Annotated in this window: 17 protein-coding genes; 12 read left to right on the top strand and 5 right to left on the bottom strand. The window is 43.2% G+C overall.

Annotated elements, in window-relative coordinates; genetic code table 11:
- The first annotated feature begins 109 nt into the window (after positions 1-109).
- The 6 genes from O9323_RS08305 to O9323_RS08280 all read left to right on the top strand — a co-directional run bounded on the left by O9323_RS08305 (position 110) and on the right by O9323_RS08280 (position 7,413).
- The gene (locus O9323_RS08305) at positions 110-274 is read left to right on the top strand and encodes a DUF8624 family small hydrophobic protein (protein ID WP_002732944.1); all 165 of its coding nucleotides are present in this window, start codon (positions 110-112) and stop codon (positions 272-274) included.
- Complete coding sequence (locus tag O9323_RS08300) at positions 267-722, top strand: GNAT family N-acetyltransferase (protein WP_002750513.1); 456 nt, start codon at positions 267-269, stop codon at positions 720-722. The genes O9323_RS08305 and O9323_RS08300 overlap by 8 nt, the downstream gene beginning before the upstream one ends.
- 270 nt (positions 723-992) lie before the next feature.
- Complete coding sequence (locus tag O9323_RS08295; protein WP_288124941.1) at positions 993-3,041, top strand: PP2C family protein-serine/threonine phosphatase; 2,049 nt, start codon at positions 993-995, stop codon at positions 3,039-3,041.
- Positions 3,042-3,165: 124 nt separating this feature from the next.
- The gene (locus O9323_RS08290; protein WP_002734161.1) at positions 3,166-4,215 is read left to right on the top strand and encodes a hypothetical protein; all 1,050 of its coding nucleotides are present in this window, start codon (positions 3,166-3,168) and stop codon (positions 4,213-4,215) included.
- 157 nt (positions 4,216-4,372) lie between these two features.
- On the top strand, positions 4,373-5,971 hold the full coding sequence (locus O9323_RS08285) for a SpoIID/LytB domain-containing protein (protein ID WP_002750516.1): 1,599 nt from the start codon (positions 4,373-4,375) through the stop codon (positions 5,969-5,971).
- Positions 5,972-6,204: 233 nt separating this feature from the next.
- Positions 6,205-7,413, top strand: a complete 1,209-nt coding sequence (locus O9323_RS08280) for an RNA-guided endonuclease InsQ/TnpB family protein (RefSeq protein WP_002750518.1) — start codon at positions 6,205-6,207, stop codon at positions 7,411-7,413.
- An 11-nt stretch (positions 7,414-7,424) separates the two neighbouring features.
- On the opposite strand, the gene O9323_RS08275 is transcribed toward O9323_RS08280, so the two are convergent.
- The 4 genes from O9323_RS08275 to O9323_RS08260 form a co-directional block, all read right to left on the bottom strand.
- Entirely contained in the window at positions 7,425-8,114 is a 690-nt protein-coding gene (locus O9323_RS08275) for a potassium channel family protein (protein ID WP_002750520.1), read from the bottom strand.
- Between the two features lie 92 nt (positions 8,115-8,206).
- Complete coding sequence (locus O9323_RS08270; RefSeq protein WP_002733049.1) at positions 8,207-9,541, bottom strand: TrkH family potassium uptake protein; 1,335 nt, start codon at positions 9,539-9,541, stop codon at positions 8,207-8,209.
- Between the two features lie 9 nt (positions 9,542-9,550).
- Positions 9,551-10,699, bottom strand: coding sequence for a glycosyltransferase family 4 protein (locus tag O9323_RS08265; RefSeq protein WP_002750522.1), 1,149 nt, complete (start codon positions 10,697-10,699; stop codon positions 9,551-9,553).
- A gap of 169 nt (positions 10,700-10,868) precedes the next feature.
- The gene (locus O9323_RS08260) at positions 10,869-11,024 is read right to left on the bottom strand and encodes a DUF2256 domain-containing protein (protein WP_002777610.1); all 156 of its coding nucleotides are present in this window, start codon (positions 11,022-11,024) and stop codon (positions 10,869-10,871) included.
- Positions 11,025-11,060: 36 nt separating this feature from the next.
- On the opposite strand from O9323_RS08260, the gene O9323_RS08255 reads away from it, so the two are divergent.
- Both O9323_RS08255 and O9323_RS08250 read left to right on the top strand, forming a co-directional pair.
- Positions 11,061-11,861 (top strand): RNA methyltransferase, encoded by an 801-nt coding sequence (locus O9323_RS08255; RefSeq protein ID WP_002750525.1) that lies wholly within the window; start codon positions 11,061-11,063, stop codon positions 11,859-11,861.
- 27 nt (positions 11,862-11,888) lie between these two features.
- Positions 11,889-13,070: a serine hydrolase gene (locus O9323_RS08250; protein WP_002750527.1), complete on the top strand. Its 1,182-nt coding sequence runs from the start codon at positions 11,889-11,891 to the stop codon at positions 13,068-13,070.
- Positions 13,071-13,073: 3 nt separating this feature from the next.
- On the opposite strand, the gene O9323_RS08245 is transcribed toward O9323_RS08250, so the two are convergent.
- Positions 13,074-13,340: a glutaredoxin family protein gene (locus tag O9323_RS08245; RefSeq protein WP_002750529.1), complete on the bottom strand. Its 267-nt coding sequence runs from the start codon at positions 13,338-13,340 to the stop codon at positions 13,074-13,076.
- An 8-nt stretch (positions 13,341-13,348) separates the two neighbouring features.
- Here O9323_RS08245 and O9323_RS08240 point away from each other — a divergent pair, with 8 nt between their 5' ends.
- The 4 genes from O9323_RS08240 (at position 13,349) to O9323_RS08225 (ending at position 16,092) form a co-directional block, all read left to right on the top strand.
- Positions 13,349-13,588, top strand: a complete 240-nt coding sequence (locus O9323_RS08240; RefSeq protein WP_002750530.1) for a hypothetical protein — start codon at positions 13,349-13,351, stop codon at positions 13,586-13,588.
- 159 nt (positions 13,589-13,747) lie between these two features.
- Positions 13,748-14,452, top strand: coding sequence for a Uma2 family endonuclease (locus tag O9323_RS08235; protein WP_002750532.1), 705 nt, complete (start codon positions 13,748-13,750; stop codon positions 14,450-14,452).
- Positions 14,453-14,624: 172 nt separating this feature from the next.
- On the top strand, positions 14,625-15,689 hold the full coding sequence (locus O9323_RS08230; RefSeq protein ID WP_002750534.1) for a ParA family protein: 1,065 nt from the start codon (positions 14,625-14,627) through the stop codon (positions 15,687-15,689).
- Positions 15,673-16,092, top strand: a complete 420-nt coding sequence (locus O9323_RS08225; RefSeq protein ID WP_288124939.1) for a hypothetical protein — start codon at positions 15,673-15,675, stop codon at positions 16,090-16,092. The genes O9323_RS08230 and O9323_RS08225 overlap by 17 nt, the downstream gene beginning before the upstream one ends.
- Positions 16,093-16,290 lie beyond the last annotated feature (198 nt).

Raw genomic sequence — 16,290 nt, 5'->3', positions numbered from 1 at the left:
CGGTATGCCGATCACTTTTTTTTGGGCGAATTTTTAGGAAAAAAATTGCCGATATCTCCACTGGCAATCCCTAAAATAGAAGGAACAGCAGTTTAGAGATCAAATAATTATGGCTTTTTTCCGGCAATATATCGCCCCGCTCCTGACTATCTTAGTGTTTTTAGTGGCTCTGGTTGCCACTGGCATCCGGATTTTTTTGCCGGCAGATTTAGCGGCACCCGCTCCGATCGAGCCATCCCTGGGCATAATTTTCTCTTATCCTTGGCATGGCTAACCTTCCCGAAGATTATCGGCTGCGACTGGGCAAAATGGGCGATCGCTATCTACTCATTAATTTTCTCACCCGCAGCTATCAAGAATTTTTTCCCGAACAAAAAAACCTCTCCCATCTAGCTGATACAGTCAGACAGTTTTTTGGCCTTGATACTCCCCTGTGGATCGTCGAAGGACAACAAACGGCGATCGCTTGTCTCTGGATGGGGAGCGCCGTCGATCAGGTGACAGGCGATCGCTATGGTCATATTTTCCTAATTTACGTCGATCCCCAGCATCGTCGCCAAGGTATCGCCAGCGCACTAATCGATCGAGCTAAGGATTGGGCAAAAAGTCGCGGACAAACCCGCATCGGTTTACAGGTCTTCATCAATAACGACAATGCTCTCAATCTCTACCAAAATCTCGGCTTTCAAACTCGCTCTTTGCTGATGTGGAAAAATATTTAGAAACTTTTAGGAGCTGGTCGTCAGGAGACAGGATTCAGGAGACAGGAGACAGGAGATTATTTTATTTATTCTCCCCACACCCCACACCCCACACCCCATACCCCACACCCTGGCCCTAGGAAAAACTTTTTGCCGCAAACCCTAATTATTGTCGATCAAGCGACAAAGGTTAAAATTTGGGAAACACTGCAATACACTGGCAGTCAACGTGGTAAAAACACGCTATTTTAGTAACCTATACTAATCGCGCTTTAGGAGTAAGCAGTTTTCATGGACTCCCTGACAACCCTCCAATGTCAAAACCTAACTTGTCTATCCTCGAACGCTCTCACTAATAGATTCTGTGAAAAATGCGGTACTCCTTTAGTTAAGCGCTATTTATGGATGATGGGTGATTGGGTGAGAAGCTATTATCGTGTTGGTGAGCTAATTGATAATCGTTATTTGGTCAAACAACCACAAATTGTTCTTGATACTAAACCCGCTCAAGCACCCGAAGCACCGGAAGAACCTCCTAGCTGGCTCTCCCTCTACCTAAAATTGTTACCATTTCATCTCCATATTCCCCAAGTCTATGGCTATATTCCCAGTCCCGACGAACGCTTAGAAATGGACATCTGGCTGTTAGAATACGGCACTATTCCCCTCGATGAAACGGGAGAATTAATTTATCCACAACTATTGCCCACTCTGGCCGAGGTTTGGTCGCAAGCTTCCGATTTAAGGCAAATTCACTGGTTATGGCAAATGGCCAAACTCTGGCATCCCCTCCAGAAAAAAGCTGTGGTTTCTAGTCTGCTTAACCCTTTTCTGACGAGAGTGAATAATCAGCTGCTGCAATTGCTAGAATTAAGCAAAGACGAGGCTACCGCTCCCAATTTCAAAGATTTAGGGGCCTTCTGGTCCAGTCTGATCCCGACGGCAGCCGCTAATATTCAAGATTTTCTCGCATCCCTAACCCAAGAACTAGAATCCGGTGATCTCGATCGCCCAGAATCCCTGATCGCTATTCTCGATTATGCCCTACAGCACTACGGTGCAGGTCAAGAGCGCAGCTATGAGATTTTCACCTGCACCGATACCGGTCCGATGCGGGAACACAACGAGGATGGCTGTTATCCCCCAGCTAATCAGGCCATAACCCTGTCTAATGGTCAAAATCCCCTGGCGATTGTCTGTGATGGCATCGGCGGTCAGGAAGGGGGCGAAATCGCTTCTCAATTGGCGATCGAAACCCTGCCTAGGGAAATTAATCCCAGTCCCACCACTGATATGGAAGTCTATCCCGATAGTTACAGTCTTGTCCTCGAACAGGCGATTCGTGTCACCAATGATCTGATCAGTCAACGCAACGATCAGGAGTCAAGACAAGACCGCCGGCGCATGGGTACGACTCTAGTTATGGCCTTTGGCCATGCTCAGGAAATGTACGTTGCCCATGTGGGGGATTCCCGTATCTATTGGATTACTCCCCAAGGTTGTCATCAAGTGACGGTAGATGATGATCTCGCTTCCAGGGAAGTGAAATTAGGCTATCTCCTCTATCGTGATGCCATACAGTATCCCAACGCGGGGGCTTTGGTGCAAGCTTTGGGCATGGGTAGCGCCACTAATCTCCATCCCACTGTTCAGAGGTTGATTGTTGATCAAGATTGTGTTTTTCTCCTCTGTTCCGATGGTTTAAGTGATTATGATCGGGTAGAACAATACTGGGACAGTGAAATTCTGCCTCTTTTGCGAGGAGAGAAAACCGTGACGGCCGTGGGGGAAAGTTTATTACAACTAGCTAACCAGAAAAACGGTCACGATAACTCCACCATCGCCCTAGTTTATTGTCGGGTAGTTCCTGCGGCTGAAACTGTCAGGCCTTTAATTTATGCTGAGGCCAAAGAACGAATTATTCCCCATCTTAATGACCAAGATTTTGATCACAACGGGGACACCGACCCCGGAGAAGAAGTGGTGACGGCAATACCCACTCCCTCCCCTGCATCTTCTTCGGTTTCTAGTCGTACTTTTCCCCCCGCGCTCACTAGCGTTTCACCCCCGATGGCGGCGATCGCTATCGGTGTTCTCGGTTTGCTGGCTGCGATCGCTTGGCAATTCTTGGGTCGTCATCCCGCTCCCAATCCATCGATTTCTCCCGCACCCGTCACCAGTCCCACGACCGGGACGACACCTCCCGCACCTGTCACCAGTCCGAGTCCCACGACCGGGACGACACCTTCCGCACCCGTCACCGGTCCGAGTCCCACAACCGGGACGACACCTCCCGCACCTGTCACCAGTCCGAGTCCCCCCAATGCTTCCCCTAACTAGGGTTTGCGGCAAAAAGTTGTTCGTGGGAACAGGGTGTGGGGTTTTACCTGAAGATTAATCGGCTTGTCGGGGGTTGCCTGAGCGAGTTAAGATAAAATGCCTGATTAACTGCCGAGTCTATCCTATGGTTGATGCTGCGACGTTCTCCTCCGACACCTCCGCGATCATTGATGCCTTTGAAACGCCTCTAGAGTTTAACTTTCAACTGCCGGATCCCGAAGATGAAACTATCCAAGATCATGACTTTCAGCAGCAACTGGATTCTTTTTGGAAAGTTTGCGATCGCTTTGATTTGCAAACAGAAATCTGGCGGGGGCGAATTTTACGAGCTATTCGCGACCGGGAGAAGCAAGGCGGTGATAGTCGCGGTACGGGCTTTTTAAACTGGTTAAAACAGCGAGAAATCACTAAAAGTCAAGCTTATGCTCTGATTCAATTGGCTAATAGTGCCGATACTCTCCTAGCAGAAGGACAACTGGATCCCGATAGTATCAATAATTTTAGTAAACGCGCCTTCGTAGAAACGGCCAAATCTGCCCCCGAAATTCAAAAATTAGTCAGTGATGCGGCCCGACAAGGGGAGAGAATTACTCGTCGGGAGGTGAAACAATTGGCCGATGAATGGACGGCGATGAGTTCAGACTTACTACCCGATGAAGTGAAGGAAAAAGCCAGCGATGGCAGTTTACCGGCGCGTCATCTCGCTCCCCTAGTGAAAGAATTAGAAAAGTTACCCGATACTCATATCGACACTCTCCGTCAAGAAATCGCCGCTAATCCCGATGTGGACACGGTAAAATTAATCACCTCGGAAGCACGCAGTTTAGCTAAATATCTCGACGCGGCGGCCCAAGTACAAACTCTCCGACGGGGTAATTTAGATATTGAAATGGCTCTAGAAGAAGCTTTGCGCGTCGATTGTCTAAATACGGCGGCGGATCTGGTTAAACAAGCCACACAATTAGAGCAGGCTGTGGCTAAACTTTATACTACTTGGAAACGTTTGGGTAGTTTGTCCGATCGCCTCTATGTGGATACAGGAGCAAGTAATCCCCATCTGCGATCGATGTTAACCTGTTTAGAAAGTTTAACCAGTGAAGTGATCGAAGTAGAACTGGATGAGGGTGGGCAAAAAACGGTACGTTTACGCATTATCAGCGATGGGGGAAGTTAGGTGCTTTGTTGGCGGTTGGGGTTTTAGGGTGTTGGGTTTTTAGGGTTTTAGCTGAAATTCCCCATTTCCCCATTTCCCCATTTCCCCAACGGCTTGCTGCTATAATCTCTGAATATCCTCAAATTTTATGAAAACTTATTAACAGATACTTGACTTTATGCTAAAAATCAAGGAAAAAAAACCAATAATTAGCATCGGTTCCATAACTGCGGCGATCTTGCTCAGTTTAACCCTAATTCCTGCCGCTATGGCCAAGGATGTACTTCTGAGAGTGGGCATTGTCCAACGTTTTGGCGATGAAGCCAAGGAAAAATTAACCCTGAGCAGTACCAGTGGTGATAATCTCACCCTGCGCGTGGTAGGAGAAGATGGCCAATCCCAAACCCTGCAAACCAATCGCCTACAATTAGAAGTTATTCCCCGTCCCCTTGCTTCTCCCATCCTCCAAGAAAAAGTCATTTTAAGCGACCACGCCACCTTTGAAACCGCCGAAAATAGCGCCAAAAACTGGGCAAAAATGGGCATTAAAGTGGAAATCACCCAACCCGGACGCTGGCAGGTTTGGGCAAAGCGAGAAGTTTATGAAAATCCCCTAGTGCGACATTGGTTGCTGACCAGTTTGCAAGCCAAAGGCTACAATCAACCCTATATTAATAGTGTTTTACTCAAAGAAAAGCCGCAAGTTTCTTTCCAAATCAACGGGGTGCGCTATTTTCCCAAAGAATTGGAAATCGAGAGCCAAAAAAACCTAATTCAAGTCAGCCATAGCCCCGATCAGGTACGTTTGTACGGTGGGACTATGCGCCTACAGCCCAACGCCTACGGCACTTTTACCCTAGTTAATAACGTTCCCCTCGAAACCTACCTGCGCGGGGTTGTCCCCCACGAAATCGGTCATGATGCCCCAGAAAGTGCCACCCAAGCGCAAACTATTATCGCCCGTACCTACGCCCTCCGCAATCTCCGCCGTTTTCAAGCCGATAATTACGAACTCTGTGCCGATACCCATTGTCAAGTTTATTATGGATTGACGGGAACTAATCCCCGGGCTGATCAAGCGATCGCAGCTACCCAAGGACTGGTTTTAACCTACCAAAATGAGTTAGTGGATGCCCTTTATTCCTCCACCACCGGCGGAGTAACTGCCCTCTTTAGTGATGTGTGGGATGGGGAAGAAAGACCTTATCTCCGGGCAGTGGTGGACTCCCCTAATCGAGTTTGGGATCTGTCGAAACAATCCCTCGCTAATGAGACAACTTTTCGCCAGTTTATTAATCTTAAAGATGGTTTTAATGAGACGGGACGACGGGTTTTTCGCTGGCAAAAACAAGCTTCTTTAGCTGATTTGAGTCAAGACCTAGAAACCTATCTAACACGGCGAAAACATCCCCTGGCCGACTTCCAGAAAATCCAATGGATGGAAGTGACTAAACGCTCTCCTTCCGGTCGGATTCTGACTATGACCATTCAAACCGATAAGGGGATTTTGGAACTGCATAAAAATGAGGTGCGTAGTGCTTTGGGACCGCCTCGCAGTACCCTATTCTACATCGATCCTATCTACGATACCAATCGACAGATCCAGGGTTATAACTTTATTGGTGGCGGTTTTGGCCACGGGGTGGGATTAAGTCAATTTGGTTCCTATAATTTAGCCCGTTTGGGTTGGTCTCCCGAACAAATTCTCGCTTTCTATTATCCCGGCACCACCATTCAACCTCTCAATAATTCGATTGTCTTTTGGCGAGGAAATTAATCAGTTATCAGTTATCAGTTTCTGAAGGCAATAGGCAATAGGCAAGAGAAAGGCTCTGACAATTCTCCTACCTAAAAAGAGGATTAGAAACTAAGTAAATCAAATGTTTGACTAAAATTTACCGAAATTTTGGGTTAAAGCCCCGTCCTTTTAGGACGGCTTTTTAAACTATATCTTGTTAACTTAACTTTTATTGTGCTATACTGATTTTGTCTAAGTCCCCCCTGCGTAAAATGTTTGTCTTAGAGTTTAAAGTTAAAGCTAAAACTCAACAGTATCAAGCCATAGACGATGCTATTCGTACTGCTCAATTCATCCGTAACAAATGTGTAAGGTTATGGATGGATACAAAAGGTACGGGTAAGAACGATTTATACCGATATTCTAAAGAATTAGCTCAGGACTTTAAATTTGCCGATGAACTTAATTCAACTGCTAGACAGGCAAGTGCTGAACGTGCTTGGAGTTCAATTAGTCGTTTTTACGACAACTGTAAACGTAAAGTATCAGGCAAAAAGGGGTATCCTCAATTTAAAAAATCTCGCTCTGTTGAATACAAACAATCAGGATGGAAGCTTCTTAGCCCTAAAACTGTTAAGTTCACTGACAAGAAAAACATTGGTGTTCTTAAGTTGGTAGGAACTTGGGATTTAGGGTACTTTCAAGAATCCGATATTAAACGGGTTAGGTTGATTCGGAGAGCGGACGGTTATTATTGTCAATTTGTCCTTTCTTGTGACGTTAAAGAAGATGTTAAACCATCAGGTAAGTGTATTGGCTTAGATGTAGGTTTGGCTTCTTTCTATACAGATAACAATGGCAACAAGGTTGATAATCCTCAATTCTTGAGAAAGTCCGAGAAACGATTAAAACGACTTCAAAGGCGATTATCTAAAAAGAAAAAGGGAAGTAAAAATCGTCAAAAAGCTAGACAAAGATTAGCTAAAGCTCACCTTAAAGTAAATAGGCAACGTCAAGACTTTGCTGTGAAATTAGCAAGGTGCGTAGTTCACTCTAGCGATGTGATAGCCTACGAGGATTTAAGAGTTAAGAACTTAGTCAAGAATCATTGTCTAGCTAAATCGATAAATGATGCGGCCTGGTATCAGTTTCGGGAATGGATAGAGTATTTTGGGGTTAAATTCGGCAAGATAACGATTGCTGTCTCACCGAATTATACAAGCCAAAACTGTTCAAACTGTGGTGAAACTGTCAAAAAATCTTTATCGACTAGAACCCATCAGTGCAAATGTGGATGTGTTTTGGATAGGGATGAAAACGCCGCAATCAACATCCTTAAAAGGGGACTAAGTACGGTAGGGCATACCGGAACCTTTGGGCTCGATCCAATAAACGCTTGGGGAGAGAATACCTCTACTTTTTCAGAAGCAATTCTGTCTAAGCAAGTAATCTCTGTGAACCAAGAATCCCCGTCTCTTTAGAGCGGGGAGTGTCAAATCGGTAAACGCTGAATATCTCGGTTAGAACCAATCACCACCATGGCTAAATCCTTGTGTAATCTTTCTTGGGGATTGGGGTTAATCTTGAATTTTTCCGCATTACCGACAGCGACAATATTTAACCCATAACGATTACGAATTTCTAACTCTGCTAGGGTTTTACCGTGAAAAGCCTCCGGGACTTTTAACTCGACAATACTATGTTCGGGATCGAGATCAAATCGTTCTAAAATTGATGGTCTAGTTAAACGGTGCGCTAACTCACAACCGGCATCGTATTCGGGAAACACTACTAAATCTGCGCCAACTTTTTTGAGTAATTTTCCATGGATTTCTGTGGAGGCTTTAGCGGCGACAAAATTAACCCCTGCTTCCTTACAATTGAGAGTAGTAATGATACTTTCTTCCACGTATTTACCAATAGCGACAATCACCGTATCGGTTTCAAAAATTCCCGCTTCTCGCAGAGCGTTAGGTTTGGTAGAATCAAGCTCGATCGCATTATCTACTATTCGATCAGATAACGCTTGTGCTACTAATCCTTCGTCAATATCTGTCCCTACCACTTGATAACCTTGTTTGCGTAGGGTTTCACAAACGGCTCGCCCAAATCTGCCTAATCCGATGACGGCAAATTGGCGATTTTGGGGACGCATACTACTAAAAAATTTAATTGATTGCATAAGAAGTTAAACTGTTACGCATTTAAAATGCTAGTGTCAATGAGTGAGGAGACAAGAGAAACTGATAACTGATAACTGATAACTGATATTAATTATCCCACTAAAAGGTTTTCTTCGGGGTAATTAATAACTGTTGGTTTCGGATCGCCGATAATGGCCGCTATTAAAAGTATAACTCCTACCCGTCCAAGATACATCATAAAAACGATAATTAACTTAGAAATCGGTGATAAAGCGGCGGTTATTCCCATAGATAAGCCGACAGTTCCAAAGGCAGAAACTACCTCGAAAAATAGTTGAATCATTTTAAAATCTGTCTCCACAAATGAGATAGCTAGGGTGGAGATAATAATCGCTATAACTGAACCAAAAACCACCGCCATTGACTTTAAAATTAACGGCATAGGAATGCGTCTTTGATAAAGAGTCACTTCTTCACGTCCCCGTAAAACCGAGCGGGTACAGTTATATAAAATCCTAAAAGTTGTGGTTTTAATACCTCCCCCTGTACCGCTAGGACTGGCTCCTATAAACATCAAAGCCATGGTAATTAATAAACCTTCTACGGAAATTTTACCAATATCAATGGTATTAAATCCTGCTGTTCTCGATGTTACCGATTGGAACCAAGCACCCAGCAATTTATCTTTCAGTGATAAATTAGCCAAAGTGTCACCATTTCCCTGTTCAGTAAGTAAAAAAGCCAAGGTTCCTATCACTAATAAAAATATAGTTGTGCTGATAGCAACTTTATAGTTAAGAGAAAAAACAAAGCCTTTTCGTTTATATTGAAAGCGGTAAATAAACCAAGTGTAAAACTCGATAATTACCTGATAACCGATACCTCCAAAAATGATCAGTCCTGTGATAGATAAGTTAATAATAATTGAAGAATGATAGGACATCAAGTTATCTTTAAACAAGCCAAAACCCGCATTATTCCAAGCACTAATACTATGAAATAAAGATAACCACACCGCATATCTAAAATCATACTTTTGGGCGAAGACAGTTAACATAACAAAAGTTGCTGTTAACTCAAAAACTAAAGTAGTAGCAATCACTGATTTCATTAAACTTTGACTACCTTGTAGGAAAGGTCGATCAAAAGATTCTTGAATTGCTAACTTCTGTCTCAGGTCAAATTTTCGCCCAATTAATAACATTAAAAAAGTGGTAGTGGTCATATATCCCAGTCCACCCACTTGAATTAATAAAGCGATAAATAATTGACCCCAAAAAGAAAAATAAGTACCCGTATCTACCACTGCTAAACCCGTGACACAGACAGCAGAAGTGGAGGTAAAGAGGGCAACAATTGGATCATTCCAAGTGCCGCTAGTGGTAGAAACAGGCAACATTAACAGGGAAGTTCCCGCTAAAATTACCGCCATAAATCCCAAGCAAATTGTCCGGGCAATCGTCATATAAATTCCTTAGTGAAAGTAGCTAAGAGAAGAATGTTTTTGAGCTAACACTTCTTGATAAACTAACTGTAAGCGATCGATATTTTTGCTAAGAGTGTAAGAGTCTAAAACTCTTTGACGGGCTTTTTGACCTAAAATTGTGGTTAATTCGGGATGATCTCGTAATACAGGCAAGAGAGTTTTTAATTGGGTAATTAGTCCTCTAGTATCTAGAACTATTCCCGCACCTTTTAACACTTCCCCATCGGCACCCACATCCGTAGCCAGACAAGCAACACCGCAGGCCATCGCTTCCAAAAGGGAAATCGATAAACCTTCCACTAAAGAGGGTAAAATAAAGCCGTCAACCCCGCGCAGAATTTCAATTCGTTTATTTTCATCGCCGATAAAACCTAACCAGATAATACCATCTTCTTCCCCATAAAAAGGTTTAAGGGAAGGAGTTAACGGACCATCTCCAACAATGAGCAGTTTGCATCTATCCCCTAAATTGGTTTTTTTCCAGGCTTTCAATAAAGATTCTACATTTTTCTCCGGCATGATCCGACCGAGATAAATAAATAAACAATCGGCATTATATTGAGCTTTAATATTCGATAGTCCTGGACAATACTTATTAATATCAACCCCATTGGGAATAATTGCTAATTTTTCTTCGGGAACTCCCAATTTAACTAAAAAATCCCGTTGAGAGGTGGAAAAAATAATTACTTTATCGTAATTAGCTAAAAAAGGGGCGTGTAGTTGGTAGGTTAATAATTGGGTACTAGAGATGAGATTGCGAATTTTACTATCAAAAGCCGGGTGAAAAGTCGCCACCAGAGGCAAATCTAAAGACTCACAAATTTCCGGTAGCAGAAAATCGAGGGGAGACAGGGGTAAGGACGCATGAACTAGATCGGGTTTCAGTTCCCTGAGTTTATCCTGTAGAACCCGACTCGATTTCAGGGTGGGAATAGTATAGACTTGGGAACTATAGAGACGTGGCAGGGTGATTTCGTCGTAAAAGTCGGGCCAATCGCTTACGGTGGGTTTTTCGGAAGAAAAATGCAGAAAACTGACTTGATAATCTCGATCGAGCAGGGAATTAGTCACTTCTCGCCCATAGGTAACGTTACCGCAAAAAGGAGATTTTTTTCCTAACCAGGCAATGTGCATTGAGATTCTCTTAAGAAAAAGTTAATTTAGCCAAATATCAGCTTACTAAATTAGCCGTAAAATTAAAAGCGAATAGAGTACCTAAGCAAAATTAATTACCCATCTAAGTCCTCAGCTAAAAATTGCCTTTTGCAAGAGTGCCTATTTGATAGTTAAAATTCTCGGCTTTTTACTGATTCACCGAGGACTTGCGACGACGACAGCGTTCTGAACAGTATTTGACCTCATGCCAACAGTTTTGCCACTTTTTGCGCCAAGTAAAGGATAAACCGCAAACGGGACAAATTTTACTGGGAAGATCGGACTTCGAGAGCTGACGTGCCATGATTAAAATTAAAAAGTCAAAAACTGCGCCTTATCTATGAGTGTAGATGAAAATAATCCGAGTTCCCCACTCGATCGCCTGAGAATTATTTTAGTTGAACCAGCTGGAGCCTTAAATGTGGGTTCCACTGCCAGAATTATGCGGAATATGGGCTTAAGTCGCTTAATTATCGTCAATCCCGTCTGTGATATCCTTGCAGAAGAAGCGCGACGCATGGCAGTACACGGAATTGAAGTCCTAGAAAACTGTTCACAGGTAGCCACCCTGGGGGAAGCTTTGCAGGGTTGTCATCGCATCATTGCCACCACCTCGAAACCCCGTCACCTGAATACTCCCCTCGAAACACCCCGGACCGCCTTACCCTGGTTACTCACCCCTAACCTAGAATCGGCCCTAATTTTCGGGCCAGAAGACCGGGGTTTAAGTAACAGCGAGCTGAACCACGCCCAGCGTTTTGTCGGTATTCCCGCTAATCCTCAATATTCCTCCCTTAATCTGGCCCAAGCGGTGGCGGTTTGCTCCTACGAACTGTACCAAATGGCGACGGAAAATAGGCTCGAACCCCCGTTAGAAATGCTCCCTAATGCCACTTTTGAGGCTCTAGAAGGCTATTATCAGCACTTAGAGAGCTTTTTGCTCAAAATTGGCTATCTTTACCCCCACACCGCCGCCGCTAGGATGGAGAAATTCCGGCAATTTTATCATCGGGCCCGGCCCACGGTGGAGGAATTAGCCCTGCTGCGGGGTATTATCGGTCATATTGAAAGTATCGGGCAACTTTTTCTCGGTCTTGATAGTCTCAAGGGCAAGAAAAAAAATTCTCCTAGCGACCGATAATAAATCTGGATACCCTTGAGGAAAACCGTGACTCGTCAAGTAACTCGTCGTCCTAGTAAAGTTCAATCTGGCCCTGAGTCCCCTAGGTCCGTGGACTCAAACAATAACAAAAGGCCTGTGCCAGTTAAAAGGACAAAAAAACAGCGTAAACCCAACCTAATCGCTTCTTTTCTCCTTCAGGTTCTTCGCTTCTCTATCCTTGGTGTCGGTTTAGGTGCGATCGCTGGTACGGTTTTAACGGTGGTGGATCCGAGCAAATTACCCCTACACCCAAAACCCACCGCTACTAATTCCCCGACTCTCAAACTCGTCACCCCAAAACCGACCACCTTAGTCTTAAACGAAAATATCAGCAGCCTTAACCAGAAATTACAGGCTTTAGCGGTCAAATATCCGAAATTACAGGCGGGAGCATTATTTATTGACCTTGATAACGGTGCTTACGCTAATTTTCGCGGAGATACTATTTTTGCTGCCGCTAGTACGATTAAAATCCCGATTCTGGTGGCCTTTTTTGAGGATGTGGACGCGGGGAAAATTCGTCTCGATGAAACCCTTGTGGCCACTAAGGATGTCCTGGCCAGTGGGTCTGGGGATATGCAGTATCTAGGATTGAATAAAACCTATACTGCCCTAGAAACCGCCACTAAAATGAACGTAATTAGCGATAATACCGCTACTAATATGTTAATTAAGCGGATGGGCGGCAAAAAGGCTCTTAATCAGCGTTTTCAAGCTTGGGGTTTGACCAGTACGGTAATTAATAACCCTTTACCAGACTTGGAAGGAACTAATACCACAAGTCCGAGAGATTTGGTGACAATCTTAGGAAAAGTTAATCAAGGGGAATTACTTAGTTTACGTTCCCGAGATCGTCTATTGAATATTATGCAGGAAACGCGCACTCGCACCCTGCTGCCCCAAGGTATCGAGAAATCCGCCGATATTGCCCATAAAACCGGTGATATTGGCTCAATGTTAGCGGATGCGGGGATTATTGATATGCCCAACGGGAAACGCTATCTAGGAGCAGTGATGGTCAAACGTCCCCACAATGATAGTAACGCTAGGACTCTGATTCAACAAATATCGCGCACGGCCTACCAACACTTTAAATGGTATCAAACTCAACCCGCAGCCAAACCGCAACCAGTCGCCCAGTCTTCTCCCTCTCCTAGTCTGGTCCTTAGTCCTAGTCCGGGTAATTAGCCCCTAGGTTAAATTATTGGCTAAAAGACGGGCTAATTGTTCGGCATTTGCCCGGGGGGAAAGACGAGGGAGGATTTTTTCCCCCGTGGCCAGTTTTTGACAGAGAACGGGGATTTCGTACTGATAAGCGTTAAACCAATCCTCTCGACTGGTAATGTCCCTAATTTCTAACTGCCACTCCGGTTGACGGATTTTTTCTAGTTTTTCTAGCAACCCTTCGCAAAGATGACAGTCCGGTTTACTGTATAAAATTAGTTCTATGGTAGTCATAAATATTTATGTTCATTACCTCTACGATTAGTCTCTCATCAACAATTCTACAAACTCCCACACCCACACCGACTTTAAATAATAATTTAGTTAATTCAGGTTCTCAAAATCTAGTCTATATCGGTGTGTTTCTTCTGGCAATTACCCTAGTCATGGTTATTGGTATTATCAATCAAAAAATTGAATACGCTCTCATTTTTGCCGCCACTCTCACTGTTATTTTAGTTGCTTTTTTCTGGTTTTTATAAGTCCTTCAACCAAGGGGATTGAGGTCATGATATTCTGACTTCCCCAACCGACTCCTAACACCCTATATACAAGCAAAACGATCGGACTTATAATATAATTGTATTGATTGTGGCTTGTTGCTAGAATCACCCCAAATTGACTCAATGGGTTTATAAACGATGACAACCCTAGATATTGCTACCGATATTGTCTGTCCTCCCACCGATTTATGGAGTGATGAACCACCCTTGGAAAGTGATCTGCATTTACAACAAATTATTTTATTATTATCTTGTCTTGAATGGCTCTGGCAAGATAGAAACGATTACTATGCCTCGGGTAATTTGACTATTTATTATAACGAAAGACAACTAAAACAGCGAGATTTTTGTGGACCAGATTTCTTCGTGGTTTTAGATACAGAGAAACGTCCCCGGAAAAGTTGGGTTGTCTGGGGAGAAGGGGGTAAATATCCCAATTTAATCATCGAAATTCTCTCCGATTCCACCGCTAATGTGGACAGAAAAGCCAAAAAGGAACTATATCAGCATACTTTCCGGACTCCTGAATATTTTTGGTTTGATCCTAATACTTTAGAATGGCAAGGATTCACTTTAATCGAGGGACAATACCAACCGATTACCCCCAATGAAAACGGTTATTTATGGAGTAAGCAACTAGGATTATATTTAGGAATTTTTGCCAATAAATTGCGCTATTTCACCGAATCAGGTGAATTGGTTCCCACCCCTCAAGAGTCGGCCCGACAGGAAAGATTAGCCAAAGAACAGGAAAGATTAGCCAAAGAAAGAGAACAACAACGGGCGGAAAAATTAGCCCAAAAGCTGCGAGAATTGGGCATTAATCCCGATGAAATTGCTTAAATATCCGATTGGGGCTGTTAGGGTGGAAACCATGGCGCAATTTTTCCTTAATTGCTAGGCATTAAAACGAGTAATCCGAAACTCTGATTCTAGCCTAGAAGTCATGGCAAAATCTCCACACTGATGTTACAATAATGACCAAGGGCAACAATCTTCAAATATAATTAATGCCATGGTGCAAAAAATAGCTTTTTTTAATCATAAAGGTGGAGTGAGCAAAACTACAACCACTTTTAACCTTGGTTGGATGCTTGCTGAGAAGGGCAAAAGAGTAATTATTGTCGATACCGATCCCCAATGTAACTTAACTGGTATGGCTTTGAATAATGAAAGTGAAGATAGGGAGGAAAGACTACAAGCAATCTACAATACTTACTCTAATATTAAAACAGCTTTAGCGCCTGCTTTTGAGTCTCAACCGAGATTAATTGAAGCTGTGGAATGTATTCCTATTGATGGTCGTGATCGTTTATTTCTATTGCCCGGTCATGTGGGGTTGGCTGAATATGAAGTTACCCTAGGTATTGCTCAAGAACTTAGTGGGTCAATTCAGGCTTTAAAAAATCTCCCCGGTGCGATTACATATTTATTAGACAAAACTGCCGAAAGATTTCAAGCTGACTATATTTTAATCGATATGAGTCCCAGTTTGGGGTCAATCAATCAAAATATACTGATGACCAGCAACTTTTTTATTGTGCCAACCACAGCGGATTTTTTCTCGGTTATGGCTATCGATTCTTTAACTAAAATCTTGCCTAAGTGGCACCAATGGGCTAAGGCAGCTAGTGCTTTACCAATTCTCAAAACCGCCAACTATCCCTTCCCCGAAGTTAACCTACATTTTTTGGGAACTATTGTTCAAAACTATCGAATCAGAGGTGGTCAAGAAACAAAAGCCTTTGAAAACTGGATTAACACAATCGAGAAAAATATTGGCGATAAAATGATTCCATCTCTAGAAAAAAATGGCATGATGCTACCGAAATTTATCTACGATCAGAATGGTGTACCGGCTTGCTGTACTCTAGTAAAAATACCTGATTTTAATAGTCTTATTGCCTTATCTCAAGAGCATCAAACGCCCGTTTTTGCGCTAACTGCTGAACAATTAGGATGGCAAGGTACAGTGTTAGATCAAGCCCAAGAAAAACAAGAGGACTTTAAAAAGATTTTTTCTGACTTAGCAGACAAAGTTATCGGTCTTACCTCCGAGATTTATGCAGTTAGCAATTGAACAATTTCGCCTTAGCATTGCCCGCGTTCGTGACTTGATCGCTATCCACAATTCCCTCAAATCTCAGACTACTTCGGCCCTAGATGTATCGGATATCCTCAGAGCCGCTTTAGTCCTGACTGTGAGCGCTTTAGATTATTATATTCACGAAGTGGTTACTCTAGGAATGCTAGAAATTTATCGAGGCCAACGTTCAGAACCTTCTCCCACTCCTAACAGTTCTCAATCTGCCTTTTCTCGTTTTCAAGTCTCCTTGAATGGCGCACGACAAGAACGATTGATAGCTATTAGTATTGGCTCTTGGTTAGAGAACGAAATTCAACAAAACTACGGTTCTTTTTTTTGTCAAGAATCTCGCTCAATGGCTCTTCTGGTTTCTGTGTGGAAACGAGGTCTATACTGATAGTTTCTTCGACAAAATAGTCCTAAAAGTGTTACCCGATAAGCATTTCACGATTCCATAAGCAAAAATTATCACACAAAGTCGAGAAGAGCCGCTCAATTTCCGAGGTACTACCAATGATTGAAAATCTCCTCACCAACAAACTTAATAGTAATTATTGGCTAGAGACTGAAATTAGAGAAAACCTCAGATATAAAA

Origin of the sequence: Microcystis sp. LE19-131.1A, assembly GCF_027532015.1 — a bacterium.
GTDB lineage: Bacteria > Cyanobacteriota > Cyanobacteriia > Cyanobacteriales > Microcystaceae > Microcystis > Microcystis ichthyoblabe_A.
Note: the sequence above shows the minus strand (reverse complement) of the source record. Positions and strands in the feature narration are given on the sequence as shown.

What these genes read in the sequence shown, in the direction of transcription:
- O9323_RS08305 (WP_002732944.1), top strand. Translation starts at nt 110, where the DNA reads ATGGCTTTTTTCCGGCAATATATCGCCCCGCTCCTGACTATCTTAGTG.
- O9323_RS08300 (WP_002750513.1), top strand. Translation starts at nt 267, where the DNA reads ATGGCTAACCTTCCCGAAGATTATCGGCTGCGACTGGGCAAAATGGGC.
- O9323_RS08295 (WP_288124941.1), top strand. Translation starts at nt 993, where the DNA reads ATGGACTCCCTGACAACCCTCCAATGTCAAAACCTAACTTGTCTATCC.
- O9323_RS08290 (WP_002734161.1), top strand. Translation starts at nt 3,166, where the DNA reads ATGGTTGATGCTGCGACGTTCTCCTCCGACACCTCCGCGATCATTGAT.
- O9323_RS08285 (WP_002750516.1), top strand. Translation starts at nt 4,373, where the DNA reads ATGCTAAAAATCAAGGAAAAAAAACCAATAATTAGCATCGGTTCCATA.
- O9323_RS08280 (WP_002750518.1), top strand. Translation starts at nt 6,205, where the DNA reads ATGTTTGTCTTAGAGTTTAAAGTTAAAGCTAAAACTCAACAGTATCAA.
- O9323_RS08275 (WP_002750520.1), bottom strand. Translation starts at nt 8,114, where the DNA reads ATGCAATCAATTAAATTTTTTAGTAGTATGCGTCCCCAAAATCGCCAA.
- O9323_RS08270 (WP_002733049.1), bottom strand. Translation starts at nt 9,541, where the DNA reads ATGACGATTGCCCGGACAATTTGCTTGGGATTTATGGCGGTAATTTTA.
- O9323_RS08265 (WP_002750522.1), bottom strand. Translation starts at nt 10,699, where the DNA reads ATGCACATTGCCTGGTTAGGAAAAAAATCTCCTTTTTGCGGTAACGTT.
- O9323_RS08260 (WP_002777610.1), bottom strand. Translation starts at nt 11,024, where the DNA reads ATGGCACGTCAGCTCTCGAAGTCCGATCTTCCCAGTAAAATTTGTCCC.
- O9323_RS08255 (WP_002750525.1), top strand. Translation starts at nt 11,061, where the DNA reads ATGAGTGTAGATGAAAATAATCCGAGTTCCCCACTCGATCGCCTGAGA.
- O9323_RS08245 (WP_002750529.1), bottom strand. Translation starts at nt 13,340, where the DNA reads ATGACTACCATAGAACTAATTTTATACAGTAAACCGGACTGTCATCTT.
- O9323_RS08240 (WP_002750530.1), top strand. Translation starts at nt 13,349, where the DNA reads ATGTTCATTACCTCTACGATTAGTCTCTCATCAACAATTCTACAAACT.
- O9323_RS08235 (WP_002750532.1), top strand. Translation starts at nt 13,748, where the DNA reads ATGACAACCCTAGATATTGCTACCGATATTGTCTGTCCTCCCACCGAT.
- O9323_RS08230 (WP_002750534.1), top strand. Translation starts at nt 14,625, where the DNA reads ATGGTGCAAAAAATAGCTTTTTTTAATCATAAAGGTGGAGTGAGCAAA.
- O9323_RS08225 (WP_288124939.1), top strand. Translation starts at nt 15,673, where the DNA reads ATGCAGTTAGCAATTGAACAATTTCGCCTTAGCATTGCCCGCGTTCGT.